Origin of the sequence: Pseudomonas sp. JZ114 (assembly GCF_051027705.1) — a bacterium.
Lineage (GTDB): Bacteria > Pseudomonadota > Gammaproteobacteria > Pseudomonadales > Pseudomonadaceae > Chryseomonas > Chryseomonas luteola.
The window spans coordinates 1,605,603-1,631,212 of the sequence record NZ_CP069256.1 but is presented as its reverse complement, the minus strand read 5'-3'; the positions used below and the strand labels follow the sequence as shown (position 1 = coordinate 1,631,212).

The window sequence follows — 25,610 nt, the reverse complement described above, 5'->3', positions numbered from 1 at the left end:
AACTAGCCTGTTCAACGGTTTGCCTTGAGATAACTCACGACCGCCTGCTGATCTCCAGCAAAGAGGATGCGCCCTGACTTATTCTCGCGTTGATAGGCATACATAGGGTCGTAATATTCACTTAGCAACGCTCGAATCCATTCACGATGCTGCTCTACATCGCCACTGACCTTCTGCACCGCGAGTGCTTCATTCATGATTTCCACCAGGCGTTGATAGCGCTCGCCGCCCAGTCTTTTGGCAATATTGGAAAGACTCTTACAAAGCTGTTCAGCAAACAAATCAAATCCGCTGTCGCCATGCTCACGATTGAACTCGGCTGCCAGATCAGTCACGTAGTCCTTTAGTATTCGCTCGACACGCCCCTCCAGGGTGTCTTCCAGCCATACCATAGGAAAATGCTGCATGGCCTGGTGCAACTCAAAAGGCAAGGAGCACCGCCCAATCAACCGAGACTCATCTTCCAGCACAAAACGATCCTGCCCCTTTGCACGACGCCTCAACAGGTCGATGGCCAGACTGTTTTCAAAATCGATTTGTGATGGCTGTACGGTGGCGCGCTTACCAAAACTTGAGCCGCGATGATTGGCATGCCCTTCCAGATCAACACTATCGTCGAGCTGAGCGATGACTTCTGTTTTGCCAGTTCCAGTCATACCGCCCACCAATACGAAGCGGCATTCCTCAACAGACTGAAGCAGTGTTTCCATGAGAAACGTACGCATGGCCTTATAGCCGCCGGCTACACGCGGATAGGCAATACCTGCCTCACTAAGCAGCCATTGCTGAGTGATTTGCGACCGCAGGCCACCCCTGAAGCAGTACAGATAGCCCTCCGGATTGGCCTCGGCAAACTCGGCCCACGCCTGTACCCGCGCTTCCTTCAACTTGCCGGAAACCAGAGAGTGTCCAAGCTCCAGAGCAGCCTGCTGCCCCTTCAGCTTGTAACAGGTACCCACCTTTTGCCGCTCGATGTCATTCATCAACGGCCGGTTGGTTGCGCCCGGAAAAGCGCCCTTGGAAAACTCGACGGGTGCACGCACATCCATTAGCGGCACACCAGAAAGAAAGAGGGAGCGGTAGTCCCGAGCGTCATCGCGCATCAATACACCTCAACCGCATGCCGCTGTCGATCAACCATTTCGCCAATAGGCTGAAGTGACAGGCCTAGCTCTCGAGCGACCGACATGAATGCTGACTCGCCCTGCGGCTCGACCGCGATTAACAGCCCGCCACTGGTCTGGGGATCACACAAAAGCAATTTCTGCTGCTCGGATAGCGATGCAATACGGTCACCGTAGCTATCGAAGTTGCGTAAGGTGCCACCAGGCACACACCCCCACTCCAGATACTGCTCAACCATAGGCAAACGTGGAACTGCGTTATATTCGACCCGGGCAGTTAAGCCGCTGCCGTCAGCCATTTCCACCAGATGTCCCAGTAGCCCGAAGCCCGTTACATCTGTCATTGCGGTGACGGCAGCCAACTTGCCAAAGCGACTACCCGGCTTGTTCAGTTGACACATCCAATCGCGTGCGACACCCATGTCTTCCACACGCAATTTTGATTTTTTTTCAGCGGTAGTCAGAATGCCGATGCCCAGAGGCTTGGTAAGGAACAACTTGCAGCCTAACGAAGCCGTGTCGTTTCGCTTCATGTTTCGCTTTTCGACGACACCTGTTACTGCCAGACCAAAAATAGGTTCAGGCGCATCGATAGAGTGTCCACCAGCCAACGGGATGCCCGCCTCGTCACAAACCTTGCGACCACCTGCCACCACTTCCCGTGCAACCTCAGGCGGAAGCACATTGACAGGCCAGCCCAAAATTGCAATTGCCATCAAAGGATCGCCACCCATGGCGTAGATATCGCTAATGGCGTTGGTCGCCGCGATACGACCGAAATCAAAGGGATCATCCACAATGGGCATGAAGAAGTCAGTTGTGGAAACCACACCTCGCTCAGCATCAAGGGCATATACCGCTGCATCATCCCTTGAGGCATTTCCTACCCAAAGATTCGGGTCCAGATGCTGGGCACCACTGCCGGCCAGAATGATTTCCAATACCTTAGGCGAAATCTTGCAACCACAGCCGGCTCCATGGCTGTATTGGGTAAGGCGAATCGGCTCGGACATAAGTACTCCGCTGAAGGCTAAGAATTTCATACGCGCGAGGCGCGCTTATAGGTCAGTATTCTAACAAAGCCTGGATAAGGTTAGGCTTGCTTGGTAAATGACCAGACTAAATAGCCAGCATACGCCTGCTATACGCGTGATTCGAGGCTCGTACGGAGCCACGGATGGAACTTGCCAGCTATTTACAAGGACAAAATGTCGCGAAAAAACATTGTATAAACGCCTAAAAGTACCTGACATGAACGTTTTTAATCCACAAAAGCTGTGGATAAGTTCGTGGAAAAGATGGTGGAAATCACCGCAACGCCAGTAGCCACGCCACCTTTAACTAAACTGTCGTTTTTTTAGGCAATCCATAAATCCTGTGCCTTTTCAGTCATTTATAATTTTAAAGTATAGCTTTACTACGCATTACAACCCCTTGACATTACGCCCAATGGCGTTTTAGTCGGGTGTGTATATCTCGCCACCCCAACTACAAAAATGTCCTGCCGATTGTTTGAGGTAGGATGAGCATGTTTATACATTTGGATTACTTAATGTCTGCCCCATCAACCCACACCTCATCTGTACCCGCACGTGCGTGGTTACTCCTGCTGGGACTCTTTCTTGTCGCACTTAACTTAAGGCCCGCCTTATCAAGTCTTTCCCCTCTGCTTCGTCAGATCGAGGCCTCGACCGGGTTGTCCAGCTCGGCAGCCGGACTACTGACCACAGCACCCGTCCTGTGTCTGGGACTTTTTGCGCCATTGGCGCCTCGCCTCTCCCGGTGGCTGGGCAGCGAAAGAACTGTGCTGGTGATACTGCTTACACTGGCAGGCGGTATTGTCTTACGTAGTCTGTTACCCCCTGCCGGCCTGTTTATAGGCAGTCTTGTTGCAGGTGCCAGCATTGGAGTCATCGGCGTTCTATTACCCGGCATTATCAAGCGGGACTTTCCGGAGCAGGCAGGCATGCTCATGGGCGCCTATACCATGGCGCTATGCCTGGGTGCCGCCCTCGCCGCCGGTGCAACAGCCCCACTGGAGCATATGTTCAACGACCGCTGGCAACCGGCCTTGGCTTTCTGGGCAACGCCAGCGATCCTGGCAGCAATCGTCTGGTTGCCGCAAACCCGCGCTAATCATCATGCGAACAGCCAGAAATGGCAGGTGGTAGGCTTATGGCAGGATAAGCTGGCTTGGCAGGTCACTCTTTATATGGGGCTTCAATCGTCGCTCGCCTATATTGTTTTTGGATGGCTACCCTCCATCCTGATTGATCGAGGTCTCAGCGCTGTAGAGGCAGGACTCATGCTGTCCATTTCAGTCCTACTTCAATTACTGACCGCGCTTATCACGCCCTGGCTGGCTACCCGAGGCAAGGACCAGCGCCTGGCCATCATCCTGGTGCTGAGCATGACGCTAACCGGCCTTCTTGGCTGCCTGTACGGTTCCCTCGGCAGTCTATGGTTCTGGGCTTGCATTCTAGGCCTGGGCCAAGGCGGAACCTTCAGTATAGCCCTGGCCTTGATCGTACTTCGTTCGCCTGATGCGCATATTGCAGCTCGCCTGTCAGGAATGTCCCAAGGCGTAGGCTATACATTGGCAGCCATGGGTCCCCTGCTGGTAGGCGTGATCCATGACATGAGCAGCGGCTGGAGCAGTGTGGACATCCTGTTTATTGGAATCGCCATTTCAGCCGCGTTATTTGGCCTGCTTGCAGGACGCAACCTGCATGTAAACGCCAAGAGCCTTCCGCTATAACGTGCTTGAGTGGGTAAAACGTCTTGTTTGCCCCACTCGTTTGGTTATGGCTTTGGGACCTGATCTGTAGCGCCTGCCATCCAGTCACGAATCAGATTGTAGGCAACGGCCAAAAGAATAGGCCCCAGAAACAATCCCATAAAACCAAACGCCAGCAGGCCGCCAAAGACACCAAGCAATACGACTACCAATGGCAGATCCCCTCCCCGACTAATCAAATACGGCTTGAGAATATTATCTACACCGCTAATGACAAAGAGCCCCCAAAGTCCCATGAATATGGCGTATCCATATTCCTGCTGGAGCACCAGCCAGATCGTTGAAGGTATCCAGACCAGCGGAGGCCCTACAGGGATCAAGCTCAATGCAAAGGTCAACAGCGCCAATCCTAACGCGCCGGGCACCCCAGCGATCATTAGGCCTATCATCGCCAAGACACCTTGAGCCGCCGCCGTTCCTAGAATTCCATTAACGACTCGATGCACTGTGCCGCCGACCAGTTGCATATAATGGCCGGCTTGAGCACCAATCAGCCTGACGAGCAGCTTCTCAACCAAGGTAGCCAGCCGAGGTCCGTCACGGTAGAAGAAAAACACCAGGACAAGACTTAGCGCCAGCTCTAAAAAGCCGCCACCTACGCGCGCACTTCGCGCCAGAAGCCAATTCCCCATCTGCCCCAGATAGGGCTTCAAGCTGTCAAAATAGGCAGTACCTCGTGCATCCAGGGTTTGCCATAGACTGGCCAGCCGGTCGCCAACAAGAGGCAACCGCACTACCCACTCTGGCACAGGCGGCAAACCGCCCACTTGAATGCTGCGAACTAACTCAATCGTTCCACGCACATGATCAGCAAGTCCGATACCGACCCATACAAGCGGCAATGCCACCAACAATATCCAACCGATCGTAAGAATCGCAGCGGCCACCGTATTACGGCCGTTCAGCCTGCGGGTCAAGCCCCGCATCAGAGGCCAACTGGCGTAAGCCAGTACCGCAGCCCAAAATAGGGCCGACATGAATGGCAGCAACACCCATAGACAGGCACCAAGGAGTGACAGGAGAAGTATGCGGACGAGCAGGCGATCGTGCTCATACATGGGCGGAGGTAATTGGGGAGACTGACCAGCAGGAAGCCGCATATAAATTCCTAAGATGACAATCGAATCACTGTCCTGCTTAAGCGGCTCCATCCGCCGGACAGGCAAGCGATAGTGTCAGAGCTTAACGCCCCGGCAGATACCTGTCGTTACCGCTAGATGGATTATGGCTGCAGATAGAGCCCAGGCTCACGATTCGGATCAGCTTCAAGCCGGGCCGCTCGTATACGCCTGGCCAGCAACGCTTTTTCCCACTTGCCCGCTTGCGGCCCACCGATGATCACTCGGGTACCCGTGTCCAGATTAAGGCACTGCCCTACCAGGTCCAGCCAGATATCGTCTGGTGGATCGGCTAACGCAGGAAGATGTAATTCACCATCTTGCCGCAATTGACGAAGCAATGTTGCAGGACTTGCTACCAGCTTGCCCAAAGGTGTGGAAGCCTCGAGCTGTTCCACGTGCAGATAACCCCTTCGATTACCCCGAGTAATCGCGTAAAGCGCCAGCAATGTCTCGTCTTGTGGTGGAGCGAGACGCAATAGGAGATACGACTGCTGCTCGTCCGGCCCATACAACTGCGATTTGCCAAAAATAGCATTGGCAAACACATTACTGGAGCCACAATCGCGTCCTTCACACCACGATAACGGTATCGCAGACTGCTTCTGCAATGTACTTCTAGCCTCATTGAGTGCCGCAATAGGGTCATGTCCACGGGGTAATTCATAGGTCAGCGTGACGAGCTTACCCTCTGCTTGGACGTCTCCCTCCAGGCGCAACTTGCCCCCTATACGAATTACAGCGCCCTGTGGGTACATTTTCTCGACAGCCCCAGCCTCACGATAATCAATAATTTCGGCATGGGCAGGTCGCGCCAGCACTGGAAGATCGACACCGCCTGGCATATCTGCCGCAACAGCAGCACACGTCATGAACCCCAGACCAAGCGCAAAAAAAAGTCGCATATATATTAGTGAATCACCCTGAATTAATTTAAAGACCCATAAATAATAGCGGGACATATTTACCTAGAGTGGCGTGTTATACCGGCACGCGCTTTTTCCTGTCTGAGGACTGACAGGCGAATCTGACAGAGCGAATACACGTTCAAAAACCGCCCAAACGCTGCATTCTTTAGAGGCATGGCTCCCTGTGACTTGATCGCTATTGATCCTTTATGCATAACAAGCCTTATCAATACCCGTATTCGAGTCAAGCTGCAGAGAAAAAGCGATTGAAACAATCTGCTACCGCTCTTGCGCCAACCTCGTTATCCAGATGCAAGTGATGCCCTCCAGCCAAACGGGTAACTTCATAGCAAGCAAGCTCCTGTAGAAGTCCATCGATACCGGGAATGTTGACGAGCAGCCCCTTGTCAGCCACAACGAGACTCGCGGGGCACTGCACTTTTTTAATGAACGCCAAGGCCTGCTCATGCGTCAGCCTTAATGTGGCCGGCAAGGTTAAACGAGCATCGGAGCGCCAGGTATACCCTCCTGGAATAGGCATCAACCCTCGCTCTGCCAGTAGCTCTGCAGCCTCCATACTGACCGATCCCACACCTTTGAGTCTGGCTTGAGCGGCCTGCTGAACAGTCTCATAAACCGGCTTGCGCTTATTGGGCAAATTAAGCTGAGCACGCAAGGCATTGCCTAGTTTTTCAGGCGCCTCATCCGGCTCTGTCGTGTACGGTAGCAGCCCGTCGATCAACGCCAGACGCTCGACACGTTCCGGCAATGCTGCTGCGAAAAGCACCGAAATAATGGCCCCGAGTGAGTGACCCAGTAACGAGAAGCGCTCCCACCCTAGCTGCTCTGCTGCCATCAAGACGTCCTGCACGTAGTCTTGCAGCAGGTAGCCAACACCGGCCGGGCGATGAGCGGATAAACCATGCCCCGGCAGGTCGACTGCAACAATGCGCAACCCCTCCAGATAAGGGGCCAATCGCGAGAACGTCATGGCATTATCTAACCAGCCATGCAAAGCCAGCACTGGCCGCCCGTCTTCAGGGCCGAATAAACGAGCCGCAAGCTCAAGGTGGGGTAAGTTAAGGCGCAACTCCTGTACATGGGCAGTCATGTCTAGTTCTCATAATTGATTTTCAGATCAGACAATAAAGCAAGCAGAAGGGCTTCGCAGAGCAATGGCGCTCATGCTCGACGAACCAGTAAATGCTCTAGATATAAAGAGGCGCAAGACCAACACCTAATAACCGAAAGGGCTGGTCCAGGCGCGGCATCAGGACGAAATGCGGTCTTTGGGGATGACAGCTACCGTTAAACGCGAAATGCAGGTTGCACGCCCCGCTTCATCTGACAATCGGATATCCCATACATGAGTACTTCGACCCAGATGGACAGGCTTTGCCACAGCGGTCACCCGTCCACGTCTAACAGCGCGCAAATGATTGGCATTGACCTCAAGCCCCACGCAGGTGTACTGGCTCCTGTCGATACAGAGCAGACTGGCAATGGAGCCGACGGTTTCTGCCAAGACAACAGAAGCCCCTCCATGAAGCAACCCAAACGGCTGGTGGGTACGCTCATCTACCGCCATGCTTGCAGTGAGCGAATCTTCATCATAAGCCTCAAAATGAATATCCACGCGCTCGCAAATAGTGTTTTGCAAACTCTCATCCAGCGCAGCGAGGTCCGGCTCGGTGAACCAGATACTCATACCAGGTACTCCGCATAGACCCGTAAAGACACACCTGATGCATCAATTAACATAACGACCTCTTTTTTGTTAGAAATTATGGAATCGTCGAATCAGTCAAGGATGGAAAAGCTCAACCAGCTCCATAGCACCTGCAATGCGCATTTCCCCTTCAAGCGTAGCCAGTGAGCCTGTAGCCATACTCAGTGGCTGCTGTAGGTTTCCATGAACCAGAAGACCAGCCAGATAGCTGACAAAGGGATTATGGGTAGTTAACAGGATATTACTGCCGGAAAGATCATCCAGAAGATCAATAGCCTTGATCACGTCATCATCAGGCGTTATCCAGGGCAGAGTGACAATGGGCTCTTTGTGCCCTAGAACACCCCTGACCAGCTCGGCTGTCTGCTGGGCTCGGACGTATGGACTGGCATAAATCACATCGATTCTTTGCCCTAATAGCCGCTCTGCACTGCGCCTGACCTCAGTACGCCCTCTATCCGTCAACGGCCTGAACTCATCGCCCTCTGAACGCGGCTCCGCCTCACCATGCCTTAGCAACCAGAGCGTCATGGCTGCTTCTCTTGCATAGAGGAAGCGGTATCGGGCCAGTCAGCAAGAGGCCATGGCTTTTCTTCTGTAGCAAAGGTTCCGAAACGAACAATCTGCGCCAGATAGCAGGACAAACTCGAACCAAATTCACTTAAGGCGTCACTTGGTGTACCTTTGACGAGGCGATAGCCCAGCTGAGCAATTACCACGCCTGCAAAAATGTACTGCGACACTAACCATACAAGCAGGAAAATCACCATCCAGATAAGACGCAACGCGAGGCTTTCGCGTTCATGAGTGTCTGCTGACATATTCTCTCCTAAGTTTCGGAGCCTATCGGCAAATAGAAATCGACATCGGTTTTCGGCTCTCCACGCATCAACGCAGCAATAACCTGATCCAGCGTGCGGGACTCGAACAGTACCGCATACAGGCCTTGCACCAGTGGCATGTAGACGCCGAGTTCATCGGCTTTTTCCTTGAGGACACGCAAGGTGTTAATTCCTTCCGCCGTCTCCCCCATTCGAGCAACTGCCGCCTCAAGCGTAAGGCCCTCGCCAAGCGCGTGCCCTACCTGATAGTTGCGGCTCTTGGGCGAAGAACAAGTGACGATAAGATCACCTACCCCGGCCAAACCCATGAATGTAATAGGATTGGCACCCTGCTGTACGGCAAAGCGAGTCATCTCGGCGAGCGCGCGGGTAATCAGCATGCTGCGGGTGTTTTCACCCATATTCAGCGCAGCTGCCAGCCCCGCCATGATGGCATATACGTTCTTCAAGGCTCCGGCCAGCTCTACTCCCAGCCGGTCACGGCTAGCATAGACCCTGAAAGTACGCCCATGGAGAACAGCCTGCACCTGCTGGCAGAGCGCATCATCTTCACTGGCAATAACGGTAGCCGTCAGTGCGTGCTCTGCAATCTCTCGCGCCAGGTTAGGTCCTGAAATCACACCAATTCTGGCTTTCGGTGCGATCTCCTCAAGGATCTGGCTCATCAGCTTGAAGGTATGCGCTTCAATTCCTTTGGTGAGGCTGACCAACGCCTTACCCGCCAGGCGATCGGCTACCGGGGCAAGCACATTACGTAACGCACTGGAGGGCAGCGCGACAAAGACAATGTCACACCCTGCCAGAGAGGCATCAAGATCACATCCCGGCTCGACAGATTGATGAACCTTTATGCCCTTTAGATATCGCGGATTCTCACGAACTTGACGAATAGCTTCAGCCTGCTCAGGATCGCGCATCCAGAGCTTTACAGGATGACCATTCTCCGCCAGCAGATTGGCCAGGGCAGTTCCAAAACTGCCTCCGCCCAAGACTGCTATGGATTGCTTTACACTCATCGGGTTATCCATTTATGCCGCAATGTGCGACGGTATCCACATTATACGAAGCCCCTATTTAACATTCCGCTCTCTTTTATTGAACCATGTGTAATTACCGTATCCTTCTTCCTGAAGGTGGACGCTAACACCATAACGGCCAGAATGGCCTATTGTAGTAAGAGCATCGAGCTCAAGGCTCACGGAGAACGCTCTATTGGACAAGCGACGCGGCTGGGGCATACGTACCCGTACTTTAGCCATCAGCCTGGGACCTGCCCTGATTATTACATTGGTACTGACGGGCTATTTCACATACGCCCGCCTTCAGGATCTGCATCACGAACTCAGTCACACAGGTCAGCTGATTGCAATTCAGTTGGCATCTGCCAGTGAATATGGGGTCTCAACCGATAACCTCCCGATGCTACGCAACCTCCTGGAGGCCACACTGGCGACCCGCTACGTTCGCTTTATCGAAATCCGCGATCGTCAGGAGCGCATCATCATGTATGCGCATAATCCGCCCCCCAATGCGCAATCGGCTTCACAGGTAGAGATATTTCACGCAAGCATCAGCCGCTCGGGCACACCCAATTCGAATGGGTCCCTTGGCCGTGTTGCCGTTGGCGTGACCAACGAAGCCTTCCATGAGCGCCAACAGGCTATTTTGACCAAGGCAGGCGCACTGGCCTTACTGGCACTTGGGCTTACCTTCTTGCTGGCCTGGCGCCTGGCCAAGCGCCTTTCCGCGCCGCTAAGCGACATGGGTCGTACCGTGAATGCCATTCGCGCAGGCGACTACCACAGCCGTCTTCCGGTACCAGACAACTCCGAAATGGGCGTATTGGCGCATCTGATCAATGATCTTGCCCAAGCCCTGCAGCGGGCCAGTGAAGAGCAACAGCGCAGCATTGATCAGCTGGTTGCGGCACGTGAAGAGGCCGAGCAGGCCAACCGCGCCAAATCAGACTTCCTCGCCATGATGAGTCATGAGCTTCGTACACCACTCAATGGCGTACTGGGCATGTTGCAGCTCCTTGAAACCACAGAGCAATCCCGCGAGCAAAGTGAATACACCAGCCTTGCTACCGAATCCACAGAGCATTTGCTGAAAGTCATCAACGATGTTTTGGATTTCTCACGTATCGAGCGTGGTGCGCTGGAGCTGGAAAGCATTCCATTCAATCTGGCCGACCTGATTACAGGTTCGGTGCAGGTTTTCCAGCACAGTGCAACACAACGTGGTCTGCAGCTGGCGCTTGAAGGCGCCGAAAGTCTGGAGCGACTGGAGGTTACCGGAGACCCGACGCGCCTGAGGCAGATCCTGGTCAATCTGGTTGGCAATGCACTCAAATTTACCGAGAGCGGCTCAATCGAGGTTAAATGCTACTGCCAACCGCTGGATGAGCGCCTGCTCTGGCTCACCTGCTCGGTACACGATAGCGGCATAGGTATTTCGGCAGAACGTCTGGAGCGCATGTTTGATGCCTTCCAGCAGGCTGACCCAACCATCAGTCGCCGTTACGGAGGTACCGGGCTTGGCCTGTCCATCGCACGCACACTGGCGGAGCGGATGGGTGGATCGCTTCATGCCATAAGCCAGGAAAGCCAGGGATCAACCTTTACGCTCGAATTGCCGCTTCCCTTCCGACATGTCCAGCAGACAGAGCGCAACCAGTCTCCTCTTCAGGAGTTTCAGGTCAATGGACTGAACGTCCTGCTGGTTGAGGATAACCCGGTCAATCAGACAGTTATCGAAGCCATGTTACGCAGCCTGGGGTATCATATTACTATCGCAGGGGATGGAGCCCAGGCGGTAAGTCTGGCCGAACAGCAGTCTTTCAGTGCAATTCTCATGGACTGTCGCTTACCGGTGCTGGATGGCTATCAGGCTACTCGCCTGATCCGCCAACAGCCTGGACCTATGGTTCCCATCATTGCACTGACGGCTAATGCGCTGCAGGGGGATCGGGAAAATTGTCTGGCTGCCGGAATGAATGATTATCTGGCAAAACCCTTCAAGCGAGCTGATCTTCAGCAGATGCTGCAACGCTGGATTAGCCAGCCCGAGCGGTCTCGAGGAGCAACGTCCTTGTAATCGGATATGCATCACTATTGGAGTATTTGATCTCCAACGTGCACAATTCGTCTTTCGCGAGGTTTTACCGCCTCGCTGTGACTTTAAAAATGGCTTGGCTGTCTATGTGGTGGCTGTCCAATAGCGAGAGCGACACTATAATCGCCGACATTGATCACCAGGCCAGCTACAGGAGCTTGCATGACCAAACAACACGCCTTCACCCACGAAGACTTGCTGCGCTGCAGCCGTGGCGAGCTATTCGGCCCGGGTAATGCGCAACTGCCCGCCCCGAACATGCTGATGATCGATCGGATCACTCATATCAGCGATGTAGGCGGCAAGTACGGTAAGGGTGAACTGGTCGCCGAGCTGGATATCAATCCAGATCTCTGGTTCTTTAAATGCCATTTCGAAGGTGACCCGGTAATGCCAGGCTGCCTGGGCTTGGATGCCATGTGGCAATTGGTAGGTTTCTATCTTGGCTGGCAGGGAAATCCTGGCCGCGGCCGTGCGCTGGGCTCAGGAGAGGTCAAGTTTTTTGGCCAGGTACTGCCCACTGCCAAGAAAGTGACCTACAACATACATATCAAGCGCACCATTACACGTTCGCTAATTCTAGCCATTGCAGATGGTACGGTTAGCGTTGATGGTCGCGAGATTTACTCGGCCGAAGGTCTTCGTGTCGGCCTATTCACTTCAACAGAAAGTTTCTAAGGGTCCTTCCGCATGCGTCGCGTCGTGATCACCGGCTTGGGCATTGTTTCTTGCCTCGGCAATGACAAAGACACCGTTTCCGCCAACCTGCGCGCAGGTCGTCCCGGCATTCGTTTCAATCCGGAATATGCCGAAATGGGGCTTCGCAGCCAAGTGTCCGGGTCCGTCGACCTGAACCTGGAAGAGCTGATCGACCGCAAGGTCAAGCGCTTCGTGGGTGATGCAGCCGCCTATGCCTACCTGGCAATGGAACAGGCTGTCAAAGACTCAGGCTTGACCGAAGAGCAGGTTTCAAACCCACGTACCGGCCTGATTGCCGGCTCCGGGGGCGCCTCTACGTTCAACCAGATGGAAGCGCTGGATATCTTGCGCGAAAAAGGCGTCAAGCGTGTCGGCCCCTACCGGGTTACTCGTACTATGAGCAGCACGGTATCGGCTTGCCTTGCAACGCCTTTCAAAATTAAAGGCCTGAACTATTCCGTGGCATCGGCCTGCGCAACCAGTGCGCACTGCATTGGCCTGGCGATGGAGCAGATTCAACTGGGCAAGCAGGACGTCGTGTTTGCCGGTGGCGGTGAAGAGGAACATTGGTCCCAGTCCTTCCTGTTCGACGCCATGGGCGCCCTGTCTAGCCAGTACAACGAAACCCCTGAAAAAGCTTCCCGCGCGTACGATGCCAATCGTGATGGCTTTGTCATCGCTGGCGGCGGCGGTATGGTTGTAGTCGAGGAACTCGAGCATGCCCTTGCTCGTGGTGCCAAGATTTATGCAGAAATCGTAGGCTACGGTGCAACATCCGATGGCTATGACATGGTTGCGCCGAGCGGTGAAGGCGCTGCACGCTGCATGCGCCAGGCGATGTCTACAGTGGACGCCCCGATTGACTACCTGAACACCCACGGCACCTCCACCCCGGTGGGTGATGTTGCGGAGATCAAGGCGGTACGAGAAGTCTTTGGTGACAAGACCCCGGCCATCAGCTCTACAAAGAGCCTGTCAGGTCACTCTTTGGGCGCCGCTGGTGTTCATGAAGCGATCTACTGCATGTTGATGATGGAAGGCAACTTCATCGCTGGCTCAGCCAATATCGATGAGCTCGACTCTCAGGTAGCAGACTTGCCCATTCTTCGTGAGACTCAGGAGAATGCCAAGCTCGACGTCGTCATGAGCAACAGCTTTGGCTTTGGTGGAACCAACGCCACGCTGATTCTCAAGCGCTGGAATAGCTGATCCAGCGCCGCGTGCAACACCCTAAAACCCGCACACCGTGCGGGTTTTTTTACAACCAAAACATGACTTTAGACGAACTTTTTAAAAATTTAACCTCTCGCTGAATCGATTTCTGCACGGTTCATAACTATTATTCCGCGCGGATTGAACCGAAACGGATTGGATCAATCATATGCGAGCTTTAAACGGGCGTTTATTTGAGTCGCCTACCCCTTTGGAGAGAAGATGAATAATTCCAACGAAGTTCCAAATTACAGAGGCCCCCTGTCGGTACTGACCGTACTGTTCTTCATGTGGGGATTGATTACCTCGCTGAATGATATTCTGGTTCCTCACCTCAAGGCTGTCTTCACGCTGAGCTACGTTCAAGCCTCGCTGATTCAGTTCTGTTTCTTTACCGCGTACTTCATCGTCTCGTTCCCGGCAGGTCGCCTGGTTGAGGGGCTTGGCTACAAGAAGGGAATTATCTTCGGTTTATGTACAGCTGCTGTTGGCTGTTTGCTGTTTTATCCAGCTGCCGGAGCGCACTCCTACGCCTTCTTCCTACTGGCCCTATTCGTACTAGCGGGTGGTATCACTGTCCTTCAGGTGGCAGCCAACCCCTACGTTACTGTTCTTGGTAAGCCGGAAACCGCTGCAAGCCGTCTGACCCTGACTCAGGCCTTCAACTCCCTGGGCACAACCGTAGGCCCGCTGATTGGCGCCGTAACCATTCTGGCACTGGTCGAGCACAGCACAGATGCCTCTTCGGTACAGATGCCCTACCTGATTCTGGCCGGTATGCTTCTGGCAATTGCCGTGATCATTGGCTTTATCAAATTGCCGCAAATCAAAGGCGGTAATGACGAAGTTCAGACCCAGCAGAACAGCGCTCCTCAGCACGAAGCCAAAAGCATCTGGCAGTACAAGCACCTTCTTCTCGGTGTTATCGGTATTTTCATGTATGTAGGCTCCGAGGTATCGATCGGCACCTACCTGATCAGCCTGATGGAAAGCCCTGACGTGGCAGGCCTCTCGAGTGATGTAGCTGGACGCTACCTGGCTCTGTACTGGGGCGGCGCGATGGTAGGCCGCTTTGTCGGTGGTGTGATCATGGCACGCGTCAGACCTAACTATGTGCTGGCCTTCAACAGCGTTGCAAACGTCGTATTGCTTGCGATTGCCATGGCAGTCAGTGGTAAGGCAGCAATGTGGGCTCTGCTTTGCATTGGTCTGTTCAACTCCATTATGTTCCCCACCATCTTCTCCCTGGCTCTAGACGGCCTAGGCAAGTTCACCAGTAAGGGCTCTGGTCTGCTGTGCATGGGCATCGTTGGCGGCGCACTGGTTCCGTTTATCCAGGCTATGTTTGCTGACTCTATCGGCCTGCTGATGTCGTTCTTTGTTCCGATGCTGGGCTATGTCTACATTCTCTTCTACGGTTTGAAAGGCTATCGCACCAAACCTGTAGTTGCTCACTAAACACAAAAGGCTGGCTTTTTAGCCAGCCTTTTTCTAATCCCTGAAAATAAAGCAAAAAAAAGGCGACCGAAGTCGCCCAAGTGCCTTGCGTGCCCTTTGTCCAGAAGGTCAGCGTTTATGCATATCCTTCCAGACGATGAAACCTACAACCGCAATAAATAGCGAAATCGAAGCCAACGCGCCGATACCCATTGTGATGACATCATCGATAAACATGGTGATGATCTCTGCGGCCAAGCAATGGGTATACGTTAAACGAGAGACAGCTTCGGATTATTGACCTCAGTCAATGGTTGGGTAGGTAGGTAACTGACACTCAACGTTTCTTGGGCTTTGACTTGCCTTTCTTTTTGGGCTTCGCCAATGGCAGAGCCTGTTCGAACGCCTGACGCATCTCGTTCAGCCGTTTTTCATTCAAATCATGGATGCGCTTGCTTCGCTCGGAAGTAAAATCAATCAGGTTGTTATCGCTCACGTTCGTATCCAACGAAAAGTAAGATTGAGTCGAGAAGACATGGACCGTTTTGTACGGGCAACTTGATGCTGCCAATAATGCTGGGTAGCACCTCGCATAACCAGAAGCGAGCCGTGCGTTAGCTCGATGGAATGCTCGATACGTTGCACACCGCGACGACGCAGGTCGAAACGTCGCGCCTCTCCCAAGCTTAACGAAGCAATTGTAGGGTTTCGGCCCAGCACGGCCTCGCTATCACTATGCCAACCCATGGCATCTTGGCCGTTACGATAATAGTTGATCAACACCCCATTGAATGGGTGTTCACAAAACCGACTTACTCGACCACGAATATCGCCAAGAAGCTCCGTCCAAGGCAAAGAAGGATGCGCAAGACTGGAATATCCATAACTGATTCCAGGATCACCATACCAAGCAACGAGCCTGGGAATTGGATAGCTCTTGCCGTAAACCTGCACCTGCGGCTGCTCCCATGGCGTTTGTTTAATCAGCTCCGCCATCCAGTCGTCAGCTTCCTGAGAAACAACCCAAGACTCATAGAGCGTCACATCGGCATTCGCCAAACCTGTCTGAGTCATGGCCTCCCTTCTCCTTCCCGAGAGGGCTTGCGGCCGACCCTCTCTTGGCATTGACTTATACAGAGCGCTATATATGGCTTGATAGAACCCAGCCGCCGCCTAAACTTTGATATCAACACACTGCCCTTTTTCGGAAGGTTCCATCAATGCTTCGGCACGCTCATCCGGCAGTAAAACCTGCAGTCCCCGCTTACGCTTGCGACGTTTTTCGCTTTCCTGCTCCAGCTTTTGCTCATCCAGAACGGATTGAAAGCCCGCGTCCTTTGCATGGGCGACAGCTGTTACTGGAGCGATGTCCGGTCGAGGCTTTACGGAATCGTGCTGCGTAGTGATCGGAATCAAGGCTTGCGGTATGGGCGGTAACATCAACTTGTCCTCTCGCGATATACCTATTTAAAGATTTTATGCCATCAGGCTTTGGCCTCGGCGGGCGCATTCGTTAACATAACCGGCTTTTTGAATGGGCGGGAGAAGCTACTACATGGCGCAGTATCAACCTGGGCAACGTTGGATCAGTGACAGTGAAGCCGAGCTGGGGCTCGGTACCATCCTGGCACAGGATGGACGCCTTCTGACCGTACTGTATCCGGCTACCGGAGAAACACGCCAGTATGCTCAACGCAACGCACCCTTGACCCGCGTACGCTTCGCACCAGGTGATGAAATCACCCACTTTGAAGGCTGGAAACTCACCGTTCGTGAGGTGGAAGAAAACGAAGGCCTGCTCACCTATCACGGTTTGAATGCCAAAAACGAACCTCGCACGATGACCGAGGCTGAACTGTCCAACTTTATTCAGTTCCGTCTGGCAAGTGATCGTCTTTTCGCAGGTCAAATCGACCCGCTTTCCTGGTTCAGCCTGCGTTACCACACACTTGAACACAGCAGTCGTCTCTTACAATCGCCACTCTGGGGGCTGGCAGGCGCTCGAGCCCAACCTATCCCACACCAGCTGCATATTGCCCGTAGTGTAGCTGACCGTATTGCTCCACGTGTCCTTTTGGCCGACGAAGTGGGCCTTGGCAAGACGATCGAAGCAGGTCTTGTTATCCATCGCCAGCTGCTCAGTGGTCGTGCGCGTCGCATTCTGATTCTTGTGCCTGAAAACCTCCAGCATCAGTGGCTGGTAGAGATGCGCCGGCGCTTCAATCTGGAAGTCGCCCTGTTCGATTCAGAGCGCTTCCGCGCCAGTGACGCGACCAATCCTTTTGAAGATAATCAGATTGCTTTGGTCTCTTTGGACTGGCTAAAGCGTGATGAGCGCGCCCAGGACGCCGCGTTTGCAGCCGGCTGGGACCTTATGGTTGTGGATGAAGCCCATCACCTTGTATGGCACCCGGAACAGGTAAGTCCCGAATATGCTCTGGTCGAGCAGCTGGCTGAAGTCATCCCTGGCGTCCTGCTTCTGACCGCTACGCCCGAACAGCTTGGTCAAGACAGCCACTTTGCCCGCCTGCGCCTGCTGGATCCTAATCGCTTCCACGATCTTGAAGCATTCCGTAATGAAAGTGCCAATTACCGCCCGGTTGCCGAAGCTGTTCAAGAGCTGCTGGATCACGGCACGATGAGCGATGCTTCACGTGCTGCCATTCATGGCTTCCTGGGCGAGGAAGGCGACACGCTGCTTACATCCGCTGCGGCTGGTGATGAAGAGGCTCGCTCACGTCTTATTCGTGAGCTGCTGGACCGTCACGGGACAGGTCGGGTTCTTTTCCGTAATACTCGCGCCGCAGTGCTGGGCTTTCCAGAGCGAAACCTGGACGCATCAGCCTTGCCCTTCCCGGATCAGTACATGGATGCCAGCGCCTCGCTGTATCCTGAAACACTGTATGTTCCAGAGGATGAAAACGATCGCTGGTGGCGCCATGACCCACGTGTAGAGTGGCTGATTGAAACCCTCAAGAGCTTGAAAAAATTCAAGGTTCTAGTCATCTGTGCACATGCAGAGACTGCACTGGATTTGGAAGACGCCTTGCGACTGCGCTCGGGTATTCCGGCCACGGTTTTCCATGAGCGGATGAGCATTCTTGAGCGTGACCGGGCTGCCGCCTACTTCGCTGACGAAGAATTTGGGGCGCAGGTACTAATCTGCTCTGAAATTGGTAGTGAAGGACGCAACTTCCAGTTTGCCCATCATCTCGTGTTGTTCGATCTACCCGCGCACCCTGACTTGCTGGAACAGCGAATCGGCCGTTTGGACCGGATCGGTCAGCGCCACACTATTCAGCTGCATGTTCCTTACCTCGAAGGTAGCGCACAGGAGCGCAAGTTCCAGTGGTATCACCATGCACTGAATGCGTTTCTGTCAACCTGCCCTACCGGCAATACGCTAGAGCAGCGCTTCGGTGAACAGCTCAACACGCTGCTCCCTGGTGGAGATGAAGACAGCTGGCAAGCTCTGCTTGAAGAGGGTCGCCGCACACGTGAAGCACTTGAAGCCGAGCTGCATATAGGCCGCGATCGGTTGCTTGAGCTTAACTCCAGTGGCTCCGGCGAAGGTGAAGAGCTTCAGGAGGCGATCCTGGAACAGGATGACGAGTTTGCACTGCCGATCTATATGGAGAAGCTATTGGATGCCTTTGGTGTTGACAGCGAAGACCACTCCGATAATGCGCTCATTCTCAAGCCCAGCGAAAAAATGCTCGATGCAGGCTTCCCGCTGGGTAACGATGAAGGTGTGACGATTACCTATGATCGGGATCTGGCCTTGGCACGCGAAGACATGCAGTTTCTTACCTGGGAGCACCCCATGGTCCAGGGCGGCATGGACCTTGTGCTATCAGGCTCGATGGGCAACACGGCGGTAGCGCTGATCAAGAACAAGGCACTCAAGCCTGGCACAGTACTGCTTGAATTGCTTTACGTCAGCGAGGCGGTAGCCCCACGTTCACTTCAGTTGACTCGCTTCCTGCCCCCTATTGCCCTTCGCTGCCTGCTGGATGCAAACGGCAATGATCTGGCTGCACGCGTTTCGTTCGAGACGCTTAATGATCAGCTGGAAAGCGTACCACGCGGAAGCGCCAACAAGTTTGTTCAAGCCCAGCGTGACGCCTTGAGCAAACTCGTGGCGGCTGGCGAAGGCAAGGTATTGCCTCGTCATAACGAGCGCGTCGAACTGGCACGTCAGCGTTTCGTTGCTAACATGGACGAGGAGCTGGCTCGCTTGACGGCATTGCAAGCCGTCAACCCAAGTGTTCGTGATACTGAAATCGACACCCTGCGTCAGCAGCGTGAAGAAGGTATTACCCACTTGGACAAAGCATCGCTACGCCTTGAATCCATACGGGTTCTAGTAGCTGGTTGATGACAAAGGCCCTTCTCAGAAGGGCCTTTTCATTTCCACTGCGCTATGCCAGCACCTCAACAGGCATACCGATATTCACTGCGCCTGGATTAAGCTGGATCAGATTCTGCCCAAAGTAAACGGCGCCCTCATGTTCTCTATAAGTCTTCAGTGTTGCTAAAGGCTCCCGGTCATGACTGCGCACGCTGGTAACCGGATCAACAGTAATCAGTACACACCGAGAGCAAGGCTTCACAATACGAAATTCAACCTCCCCTATTCGTATATGCGTCCATTTATCCTCCGCGTAAGCCTTGCTACCTTCAACGACCAGATTAGGTCTGAACCGCCTCATATCCAAAGGCCGGCCCACGCGCTGAGCCAGATCATCCAGAGAGGCTTGGCCAATCAGTAGCAATGGAAAACCATCTGCGAAATTAACGTAATCACCAGGACTGGCATAAGCAGTATCAACCTGACGCGCCCGACTTTCGGGCATGTACACCAAGCGACAAGGTCTGTCCAAGAAGGTGCTTAACCAGGCATTGGCTTCTTCTCCTGCCTCTGGAACCTGGAACGTGTCTCGCCAGAGTGTGACGCCCTGCAAGGCCTCATCTGGCAGAGGAACGGAAATTTCAAGCGTTGACATTCCAGGGGCATCAAGCGAGAGACAACCGTTACTGATCCAACGGGCTACAATCTGCCCCATGCTGGGTAACAATCGCTGGGTCAGGAAACGTCCTGTCGAAGCCTCTACCACCATCCATCGCCGATCACCCGCCACGCCTAGGCAATCAATATCGGCACGCTCAAGAGGCTCAGGCGCAGTAGATTTGACGGGATAACGATAAAGTCCGCTGAGATGAAACATGGCACGGCTTCCTGTCGACCAAAGAAGCCGTGAGTCTAGAAAAGATCAGCGCCTGTGTGCAGGCTTGACGGACAAAATTATCGTCAGGACCTACACTTATTGGTCTAGCAGGCTCAATCGGGTTCGTACCGCCTCAACCAACAAATCAGGCTGGAACTTGGACAGGAATGCGTTGCAGCCTACTTTCTTGACCATCGCCTCGTTGAAACTACCGGATAGCGAGGTATGGAGTACGACGTAGAGGCTACTGAGCTGAGGATCCTGACGGATCTCCGTCGTTAGGCGATAGCCATCCATTTCCGGCATTTCAGCGTCTGTAATAAGCATTAGCAGCTTTTCAGAGACATTGACCCCGTCCTTGGCCCATTGCTTGAGCTTTTGCAACGCCTTGAGACCATCCGTAGCGATGTGGAACGTCAAACCGAGCTGCGTCAACGTATCGCGCATCTGATTGAGCGCGGTGCTGGAGTCATCCACCAACATAATTTCACGTGACTTCGCCTTGGTCAGCAACGAGTCGTCCAAGCGCTCGCGGGAAACCTTGACGTTATAAGGCACGATTTCAGCCAGTACTTTTTCTACATCGATGACTTCGATCAGCTTGTCCTCAAACTTGGTAATAGCCGTCAGATAATGTTGACGACCGGCTCCACCCGGAGGTGGTTGGATGCTGTCCCAGTTAAGGTTGATGATGCGATCCACGCTTCCTACCAGGAACGCCTGGACGGTGCGGTTGTACTCAGTGACGATAATCGTGCTGTTTTGATCAGGCACAATCGGCCTCATGCCAATGGCACATGCCAGGTCAATAACCGGCAGTGTTTGTCCGCGCAGATGAATGACACCGCAGACCATCGGATTACGCTTGGGCATTAAAGTCAGTTTGGGCAGGTGCAATACTTCCTGCACCTTAAACACGTTGATGGCAAACATCTGCCGACTGGACAGACGAAACATCAGAATTTCCAGACGGTTCTCGCCTACCAGCTGCGTGCGCTGGTCGACAGAGTCAAGAATGCTAGCCATGCCAAATCTCCTAAGAATAGCGTTTCCTAGGTATCGGCCATCTTGCAAGGACCTTGAAGCGAAACTCTGCAAAAGCCCGTCCGCTCAGCCACGACAGATGGCTGTATGGCTCTTACTGTATCGGCATGCGGTAGGGTCTACTTAAAGCGTTTATTATGCCTCCGTCTAACCGGCCTCTTAATACAGTTGAGCAGACTGGTTAGATCAGCAGGCATGAAAAAGCCGGGACACGCCCGGCTTCTTCCACTATTGTCAGTCAGGCTTTCGGCAGTGTTACACCGCGTTGCCCCTGATACTTTCCACCACGATCCTTGTAAGACACCTCGCAAGGCTCGTCAGATTCCAGGAACAGCATTTGAGCCACGCCCTCATTGGCGTAGATTTTGGCCGGCAGGTTTGTAGTATTGGAGAACTCCAGTGTTACGTGCCCTTCCCACTCCGGCTCAAGCGGCGTGACATTCACGATAATGCCACAGCGGGCATAAGTGCTTTTGCCAAGGCAGATGGTCAATACGTTACGAGGAATACGGAAGTACTCGACGGTACGCGCCAGCGCAAAGGAGTTTGGCGGAATAACGCAAACATCTCCCTTGATATCGACGAAGCTTTTTTCATCGAAATTCTTCGGGTCGACGGTAGCTGAATGGATGTTGGTGAATACTTTGAACTCATCAGCGCAGCGCACATCGTAACCGTAGCTGGACACGCCAAAAGAGATCAGCCGGTCGGCTCCCTCCCCACGCATCTGCCGCTCAACGAACGGCTCGATCATGCCGTGTTCCTGGGCCATGCGGCGAATCCACTTATCTGCTTTGATGCTCATGGCACTGTCCTGTCAGGGGTAAAAACATAACCGCACATCTTACCGGTACGGCGGCACTCATCAAAGACCTAAACCATGAGAAAGCGAAGGACCAACGCTATTCAGTCCCTCGCTCGTCAATGGTATCAGTCGTCCGAAACCGTGATGGTGGGCATGATGGCAGCCTTTTTTCCACTCTGGGCAATGCGTGCGCCAACATGACGCGCCATATCCTGATAAATCATGGCGATCTGGCTGTCTGGATCAGCGATGGCCGTAGGACGTCCTTGGTCCGCCTGCTCGCGAATAGCCATGGATAACGGCAGAGAGGCTAGAAGATCAACCCCATACTGACTGGCAAGCTTGTTGCCGCCGCCCTCGCCAAACAAATGCTCGGCATGACCACAATTTGAGCAGATGTGCACAGCCATATTCTCGACTACGCCCAACACTGGAATATTGACCTTACGGAACATCTCAACGCCCTTCTTGGCATCAAGAAGGGCCAGATCCTGCGGAGTCGTTACGATGACAGAACCAGCTACAGGAACCTTCTGGGCCAGCGTAAGCTGGATGTCACCCGTGCCTGGCGGCATATCGATGACGAGGTAATCCAGATTATTCCAAGCGGTCTGAGTAATCAGCTGCAGCAGCGCGCCCGACACCATCGGACCACGCCACACCACAGGTGTGCGCTCATCGGTCAGGAAAGCCATGGACATGACTTCGACCCCATGTGCCACCAGCGGAATGAACCACTTCTCATCCTGGATCTTGGGACGTGTACCTTCAGGCAAACCAAACATGATGCCCTGGCTGGGGCCGTAAATGTCGGCATCCAGGATACCTACTCGAGCCCCTTCACGTGCCAGGGCCAGCGCGAGGTTGGCAGAAGTCGTGGACTTGCCGACCCCACCCTTACCAGACGCGACCGCAATAATATTCTTTACGTTCGACATCGCCTCAACCTGAGGCTGAGCCGCATGGGGCTTGATGACACACTGGATCTGGACATCCGCCTGGGTCACACCTGGCAGGTTTTCCAACGAATTCTTGAGCACCTGTGCCATGCCATTCTTGAACAGTCCCGCCGCATAACCCAGTTCGATGCTAACGACGATGTGTCCGCCGTTAAGGGTGACATCGCGCAGGCAACCTGCGGTGACCAGGTCCTGGTTGAGGTAGGGATCGGTGTACTGGCGCAGAGTGGCTTCTACCACTTCGCGGGTAAGTGCGCTCATAACAGCTCCAAACAAGGGTACGGTGTAATCGTAGTCACTATGCTACCGGTCAGACAGGATAAAACCTACCCAAATACTCAGCTATTGGACCAGGCGTGAAAAAAAACGGTTCGGCCTTTATAGTGTTCAATTATTTTTAGCCTTAATTGACAGTCGAGCCCTATGTCCGAACCCCGGAAGATTCTTGTCACTAGCGCCCTCCCCTATGCCAACGGTTCGATTCACCTTGGCCATATGCTGGAGTACATCCAGACTGATATCTGGGTGCGCTATCAAAAACTGCGCGGCAATCAGTGCATCTATGTCTGTGCCGATGATGCCCATGGCTCCGCCATCATGCTGCGCGCCGAACGTGAAGGCGTTACGCCGCAACAGCTTATTGATGGTGTTCGTACCGAGCACATGGCGGATTTCGCCGATTTTCTTATTGATTTCGACAATTACTATTCGACGCACTCGGAAGAGAACCGTGCGCTGGCAAGCCAGATCTATCTGAAGCTACGGGATGCAGGCCACATTGCTACACGTGCAGTGACCCAGTACTTCGACCCGGACAAGAACATGTTCCTGGCTGACCGCTTCATCAAGGGCACCTGCCCTAAATGCGGCACCGAGGATCAATATGGTGATAACTGCGAAAAGTGTGGCGCTACCTATGAACCAACGGATCTGATCAATCCAAAGTCAGCCATCTCCGGCGCGACACCTGTTCTCAAGGAATCGCAACACTTTTTCTTCAAGCTACCTGACTTCGACGCCATGCTCAAAAGCTGGACGCGCGGCGGCGCCTTACAGGAGTCAGTAGCCAACAAGATTGCCGAATGGCTCGATGCCGGTCTGCAGGAGTGGGACATCAGCCGTGACGCGCCTTACTTCGGCTTCGAAATCCCTGATGCGCCTGGCAAGTATTTTTATGTCTGGCTGGACGCTCCAATTGGCTACATGGCCAGCTTCCAGAACCTGATCACTCATCGTCCGGAACTAGGCCTTGAGTTCGATGCGTTCTGGGGCAAGGACTCCACCGCAGAGCTCTATCACTTTATCGGCAAGGATATTGTCAACTTCCATGCCTTGTTCTGGCCAGCCATGCTGGAGGGTGCAGGCTACCGCAAGCCTACCGCCGTCAACGTTCATGGTTACGTTACGGTAAATGGGCAGAAAATGTCGAAGTCACGCGGTACGTTCGTCAAGGCACGTACCTACCTTGAGCATCTCTCGCCTGAATACCTGCGTTACTACTATGCCGCCAAGCTGGGGCGCGGTGTAGATGATCTGGACCTGAACCTTGAAGATTTTGTCCAGAAAGTCAATTCCGATCTGGTGGGCAAGGTTGTCAATATCGCCAGCCGCTGTGCTGGCTTCATTCACAAGGGTAATAACGGGCTCTTGATCGAGGCCAACCCGGCACCTGAACTCTGGCAGGCATTTCAGGCCGCGGCGCCCAGCATCGCCGAAGCCTATGAAGGTCGGGAGTTTGGGCGCGCCATGCGTGAAATCATGGCGCTGGCCGACCAGGCTAACGCCTGGATTGCTGAAAAAGCGCCTTGGGCACTGGCCAAGCAGGAAGGCAAACAGGATGAAGTCCAGGCAATCTGCGCATTGGGCATCAATCTCTTCCGTCAACTGGTCATCTTCCTCAAGCCCGTACTCCCCAAGCTCGCAGAGGCCGCCGAAACGTTCCTGAATATAGCTCCGCTGCGCTGGGAAGATCTTTCAACGGCATTGGCGAATCATCAGCTAAACCCGTTTGCACCCCTCATGACACGAATCGAATCTGCAAAAGTGACCGAGATGATCGAAGCATCAAAAGAAGACCTGACTGCCAGCACTACAGCGCCTCAGGCCTCCAATAATGGTGAACTGGCTAAGGAGCCTATTGCAGGAACCATCGACTTCGATGCCTTTTCCGCTGTAGATCTGCGAGTAGCACGTATCGTCAAGGCTGAAGCGGTAGCGGGAGCCGACAAGCTTCTGCAACTCACGTTGGATATTGGCGACGAACTGCGCAATGTGTTCTCTGGGATCAAGAGCGCCTATGACCCCGCTACGCTGGAAGGTCGCCTTACTCTGTACGTTGCCAATCTGGCTCCCCGTAAGATGCGCTTTGGTGTTTCCGAAGGCATGGTGCTGGCAGCCGGTCCTGGTGGGAAGGATATTTTTCTGTTAAGTCCAGACGCGGGTGCCTTGCCAGGGCAGCGAGTGAAGTAATCAAAACGGCCGCTATAAGCGGCCGTTTTTCTTATAAGTGGTTGAACAATAACGGCTAAATATTGCAAAGAGACTTGAAAACATAAGCTGTTAGTCGCCTAATAATAAAGCATCTCATTTGCAGG

24 protein-coding genes are annotated in these 25,610 nt (G+C 53.6%); 7 read left to right on the top strand and 17 right to left on the bottom strand.

Translation table 11 applies throughout. The annotated features are described in order from the left end of the window. Window positions 1-11 precede the first annotated feature (11 nt). On the bottom strand, window positions 12-1,103 hold the full coding sequence (gene mnmH / locus JQR90_RS07640) for a tRNA 2-selenouridine(34) synthase MnmH (protein ID WP_010797848.1): 1,092 nt from the start codon (window positions 1,101-1,103) through the stop codon (window positions 12-14). Beyond that, window positions 1,103-2,137: a selenide, water dikinase SelD gene (selD, locus tag JQR90_RS07635; protein WP_150347677.1), complete on the bottom strand. Its 1,035-nt coding sequence runs from the start codon at window positions 2,135-2,137 to the stop codon at window positions 1,103-1,105. Before selD ends, mnmH begins: the two co-directional genes overlap by 1 nt. Window positions 2,138-2,676: 539 nt before the next feature. On the opposite strand from selD, the gene JQR90_RS07630 reads away from it, so the two are divergent. Next, window positions 2,677-3,882, top strand: coding sequence for a CynX/NimT family MFS transporter (locus JQR90_RS07630; protein ID WP_037030143.1), 1,206 nt, complete (start codon window positions 2,677-2,679; stop codon window positions 3,880-3,882). Between the two features lie 44 nt (window positions 3,883-3,926). Here JQR90_RS07630 and JQR90_RS07625 read toward each other — a convergent pair whose 3' ends face one another. The 7 genes from JQR90_RS07625 to JQR90_RS07595 form a co-directional block, all read right to left on the bottom strand. Next, window positions 3,927-4,979: an AI-2E family transporter gene (locus tag JQR90_RS07625; RefSeq protein ID WP_037030858.1), complete on the bottom strand. Its 1,053-nt coding sequence runs from the start codon at window positions 4,977-4,979 to the stop codon at window positions 3,927-3,929. 164 nt (window positions 4,980-5,143) lie between these two features. Then, entirely contained in the window at window positions 5,144-5,944 is an 801-nt protein-coding gene (locus JQR90_RS07620; protein ID WP_037030141.1) for a DUF4892 domain-containing protein, read from the bottom strand. Between the two features lie 247 nt (window positions 5,945-6,191). Continuing rightward, the gene (locus JQR90_RS07615) at window positions 6,192-7,058 is read right to left on the bottom strand and encodes an alpha/beta fold hydrolase (RefSeq protein WP_010797843.1); all 867 of its coding nucleotides are present in this window, start codon (window positions 7,056-7,058) and stop codon (window positions 6,192-6,194) included. 159 nt (window positions 7,059-7,217) lie between these two features. Further along, window positions 7,218-7,655, bottom strand: coding sequence for a hotdog fold thioesterase (locus JQR90_RS07610; protein ID WP_010797842.1), 438 nt, complete (start codon window positions 7,653-7,655; stop codon window positions 7,218-7,220). A 96-nt stretch (window positions 7,656-7,751) separates the two neighbouring features. After that, window positions 7,752-8,207, bottom strand: coding sequence for a phosphohistidine phosphatase SixA (gene sixA / locus JQR90_RS07605; protein ID WP_010797841.1), 456 nt, complete (start codon window positions 8,205-8,207; stop codon window positions 7,752-7,754). Next, a complete protein-coding gene (locus JQR90_RS07600) occupies window positions 8,204-8,497 on the bottom strand; it encodes a DUF4389 domain-containing protein (protein ID WP_010797840.1) in 294 nt (97 codons plus the stop codon). Before JQR90_RS07600 ends, sixA begins: the two co-directional genes overlap by 4 nt. Before the next feature lie 8 nt (window positions 8,498-8,505). After that, window positions 8,506-9,534 carry an NAD(P)H-dependent glycerol-3-phosphate dehydrogenase gene (locus JQR90_RS07595; RefSeq protein WP_010797839.1) on the bottom strand — a complete coding sequence of 343 codons (1,029 nt, stop codon included), beginning with the start codon at window positions 9,532-9,534 and terminating at the stop codon, window positions 8,506-8,508. Window positions 9,535-9,730: 196 nt separating this feature from the next. Here JQR90_RS07595 and JQR90_RS07590 point away from each other — a divergent pair, with 196 nt between their 5' ends. The 4 genes from JQR90_RS07590 to JQR90_RS07575 all read left to right on the top strand — a co-directional run bounded on the left by JQR90_RS07590 (window position 9,731) and on the right by JQR90_RS07575 (window position 15,001). Then, the gene (locus JQR90_RS07590; protein ID WP_010797838.1) at window positions 9,731-11,614 is read left to right on the top strand and encodes an ATP-binding protein; all 1,884 of its coding nucleotides are present in this window, start codon (window positions 9,731-9,733) and stop codon (window positions 11,612-11,614) included. 180 nt (window positions 11,615-11,794) lie between these two features. Further along, window positions 11,795-12,310: a 3-hydroxyacyl-[acyl-carrier-protein] dehydratase FabA gene (gene fabA / locus JQR90_RS07585; RefSeq protein ID WP_010797837.1), complete on the top strand. Its 516-nt coding sequence runs from the start codon at window positions 11,795-11,797 to the stop codon at window positions 12,308-12,310. A gap of 12 nt (window positions 12,311-12,322) precedes the next feature. Further along, on the top strand, window positions 12,323-13,540 hold the full coding sequence (gene fabB, locus JQR90_RS07580) for a beta-ketoacyl-ACP synthase I (protein WP_010797836.1): 1,218 nt from the start codon (window positions 12,323-12,325) through the stop codon (window positions 13,538-13,540). Window positions 13,541-13,765: 225 nt separating this feature from the next. Next, window positions 13,766-15,001 carry a sugar MFS transporter gene (locus tag JQR90_RS07575; RefSeq protein WP_010797835.1) on the top strand — a complete coding sequence of 412 codons (1,236 nt, stop codon included), beginning with the start codon at window positions 13,766-13,768 and terminating at the stop codon, window positions 14,999-15,001. A 108-nt stretch (window positions 15,002-15,109) separates the two neighbouring features. Here the strand turns inward: JQR90_RS07575 and ccoM are convergent, their stop codons facing one another. The 4 genes from ccoM to JQR90_RS07555 all read right to left on the bottom strand — a co-directional run bounded on the left by ccoM (window position 15,110) and on the right by JQR90_RS07555 (window position 16,420). Beyond that, window positions 15,110-15,217: a cytochrome c oxidase subunit CcoM gene (gene ccoM / locus JQR90_RS07570; protein WP_010797834.1), complete on the bottom strand. Its 108-nt coding sequence runs from the start codon at window positions 15,215-15,217 to the stop codon at window positions 15,110-15,112. Between the two features lie 100 nt (window positions 15,218-15,317). Then, window positions 15,318-15,476 (bottom strand): hypothetical protein, encoded by a 159-nt coding sequence (locus JQR90_RS07565; RefSeq protein WP_010797833.1) that lies wholly within the window; start codon window positions 15,474-15,476, stop codon window positions 15,318-15,320. Next, complete coding sequence (locus tag JQR90_RS07560; protein WP_010797832.1) at window positions 15,473-16,054, bottom strand: alpha-ketoglutarate-dependent dioxygenase AlkB family protein; 582 nt, start codon at window positions 16,052-16,054, stop codon at window positions 15,473-15,475. Before JQR90_RS07560 ends, JQR90_RS07565 begins: the two co-directional genes overlap by 4 nt. 99 nt (window positions 16,055-16,153) lie before the next feature. Further along, on the bottom strand, window positions 16,154-16,420 hold the full coding sequence (locus JQR90_RS07555) for a hypothetical protein (RefSeq protein WP_010797831.1): 267 nt from the start codon (window positions 16,418-16,420) through the stop codon (window positions 16,154-16,156). A 115-nt stretch (window positions 16,421-16,535) separates the two neighbouring features. Here JQR90_RS07555 and rapA point away from each other — a divergent pair, with 115 nt between their 5' ends. Then, on the top strand, window positions 16,536-19,358 hold the full coding sequence (gene rapA, locus JQR90_RS07550; RefSeq protein ID WP_010797830.1) for an RNA polymerase-associated protein RapA: 2,823 nt from the start codon (window positions 16,536-16,538) through the stop codon (window positions 19,356-19,358). Window positions 19,359-19,401: 43 nt separating this feature from the next. Here the strand turns inward: rapA and JQR90_RS07545 are convergent, their stop codons facing one another. The 4 genes from JQR90_RS07545 to apbC all read right to left on the bottom strand — a co-directional run bounded on the left by JQR90_RS07545 (window position 19,402) and on the right by apbC (window position 23,277). Further along, window positions 19,402-20,208, bottom strand: a complete 807-nt coding sequence (locus JQR90_RS07545; protein WP_010797829.1) for an MOSC domain-containing protein — start codon at window positions 20,206-20,208, stop codon at window positions 19,402-19,404. A 96-nt stretch (window positions 20,209-20,304) separates the two neighbouring features. Next, window positions 20,305-21,234: a chemotaxis protein CheV gene (locus JQR90_RS07540; RefSeq protein WP_010797828.1), complete on the bottom strand. Its 930-nt coding sequence runs from the start codon at window positions 21,232-21,234 to the stop codon at window positions 20,305-20,307. Window positions 21,235-21,490: 256 nt separating this feature from the next. Beyond that, on the bottom strand, window positions 21,491-22,057 hold the full coding sequence (gene dcd / locus JQR90_RS07535; RefSeq protein WP_010797827.1) for a dCTP deaminase: 567 nt from the start codon (window positions 22,055-22,057) through the stop codon (window positions 21,491-21,493). Between the two features lie 125 nt (window positions 22,058-22,182). Further along, window positions 22,183-23,277 carry an iron-sulfur cluster carrier protein ApbC gene (gene apbC / locus JQR90_RS07530; protein ID WP_010797826.1) on the bottom strand — a complete coding sequence of 365 codons (1,095 nt, stop codon included), beginning with the start codon at window positions 23,275-23,277 and terminating at the stop codon, window positions 22,183-22,185. A gap of 162 nt (window positions 23,278-23,439) precedes the next feature. On the opposite strand from apbC, the gene metG reads away from it, so the two are divergent. Next, on the top strand, window positions 23,440-25,485 hold the full coding sequence (gene metG / locus JQR90_RS07525) for a methionine--tRNA ligase (protein ID WP_010797825.1): 2,046 nt from the start codon (window positions 23,440-23,442) through the stop codon (window positions 25,483-25,485). The last annotated feature ends 125 nt before the right edge of the window (window positions 25,486-25,610 follow it).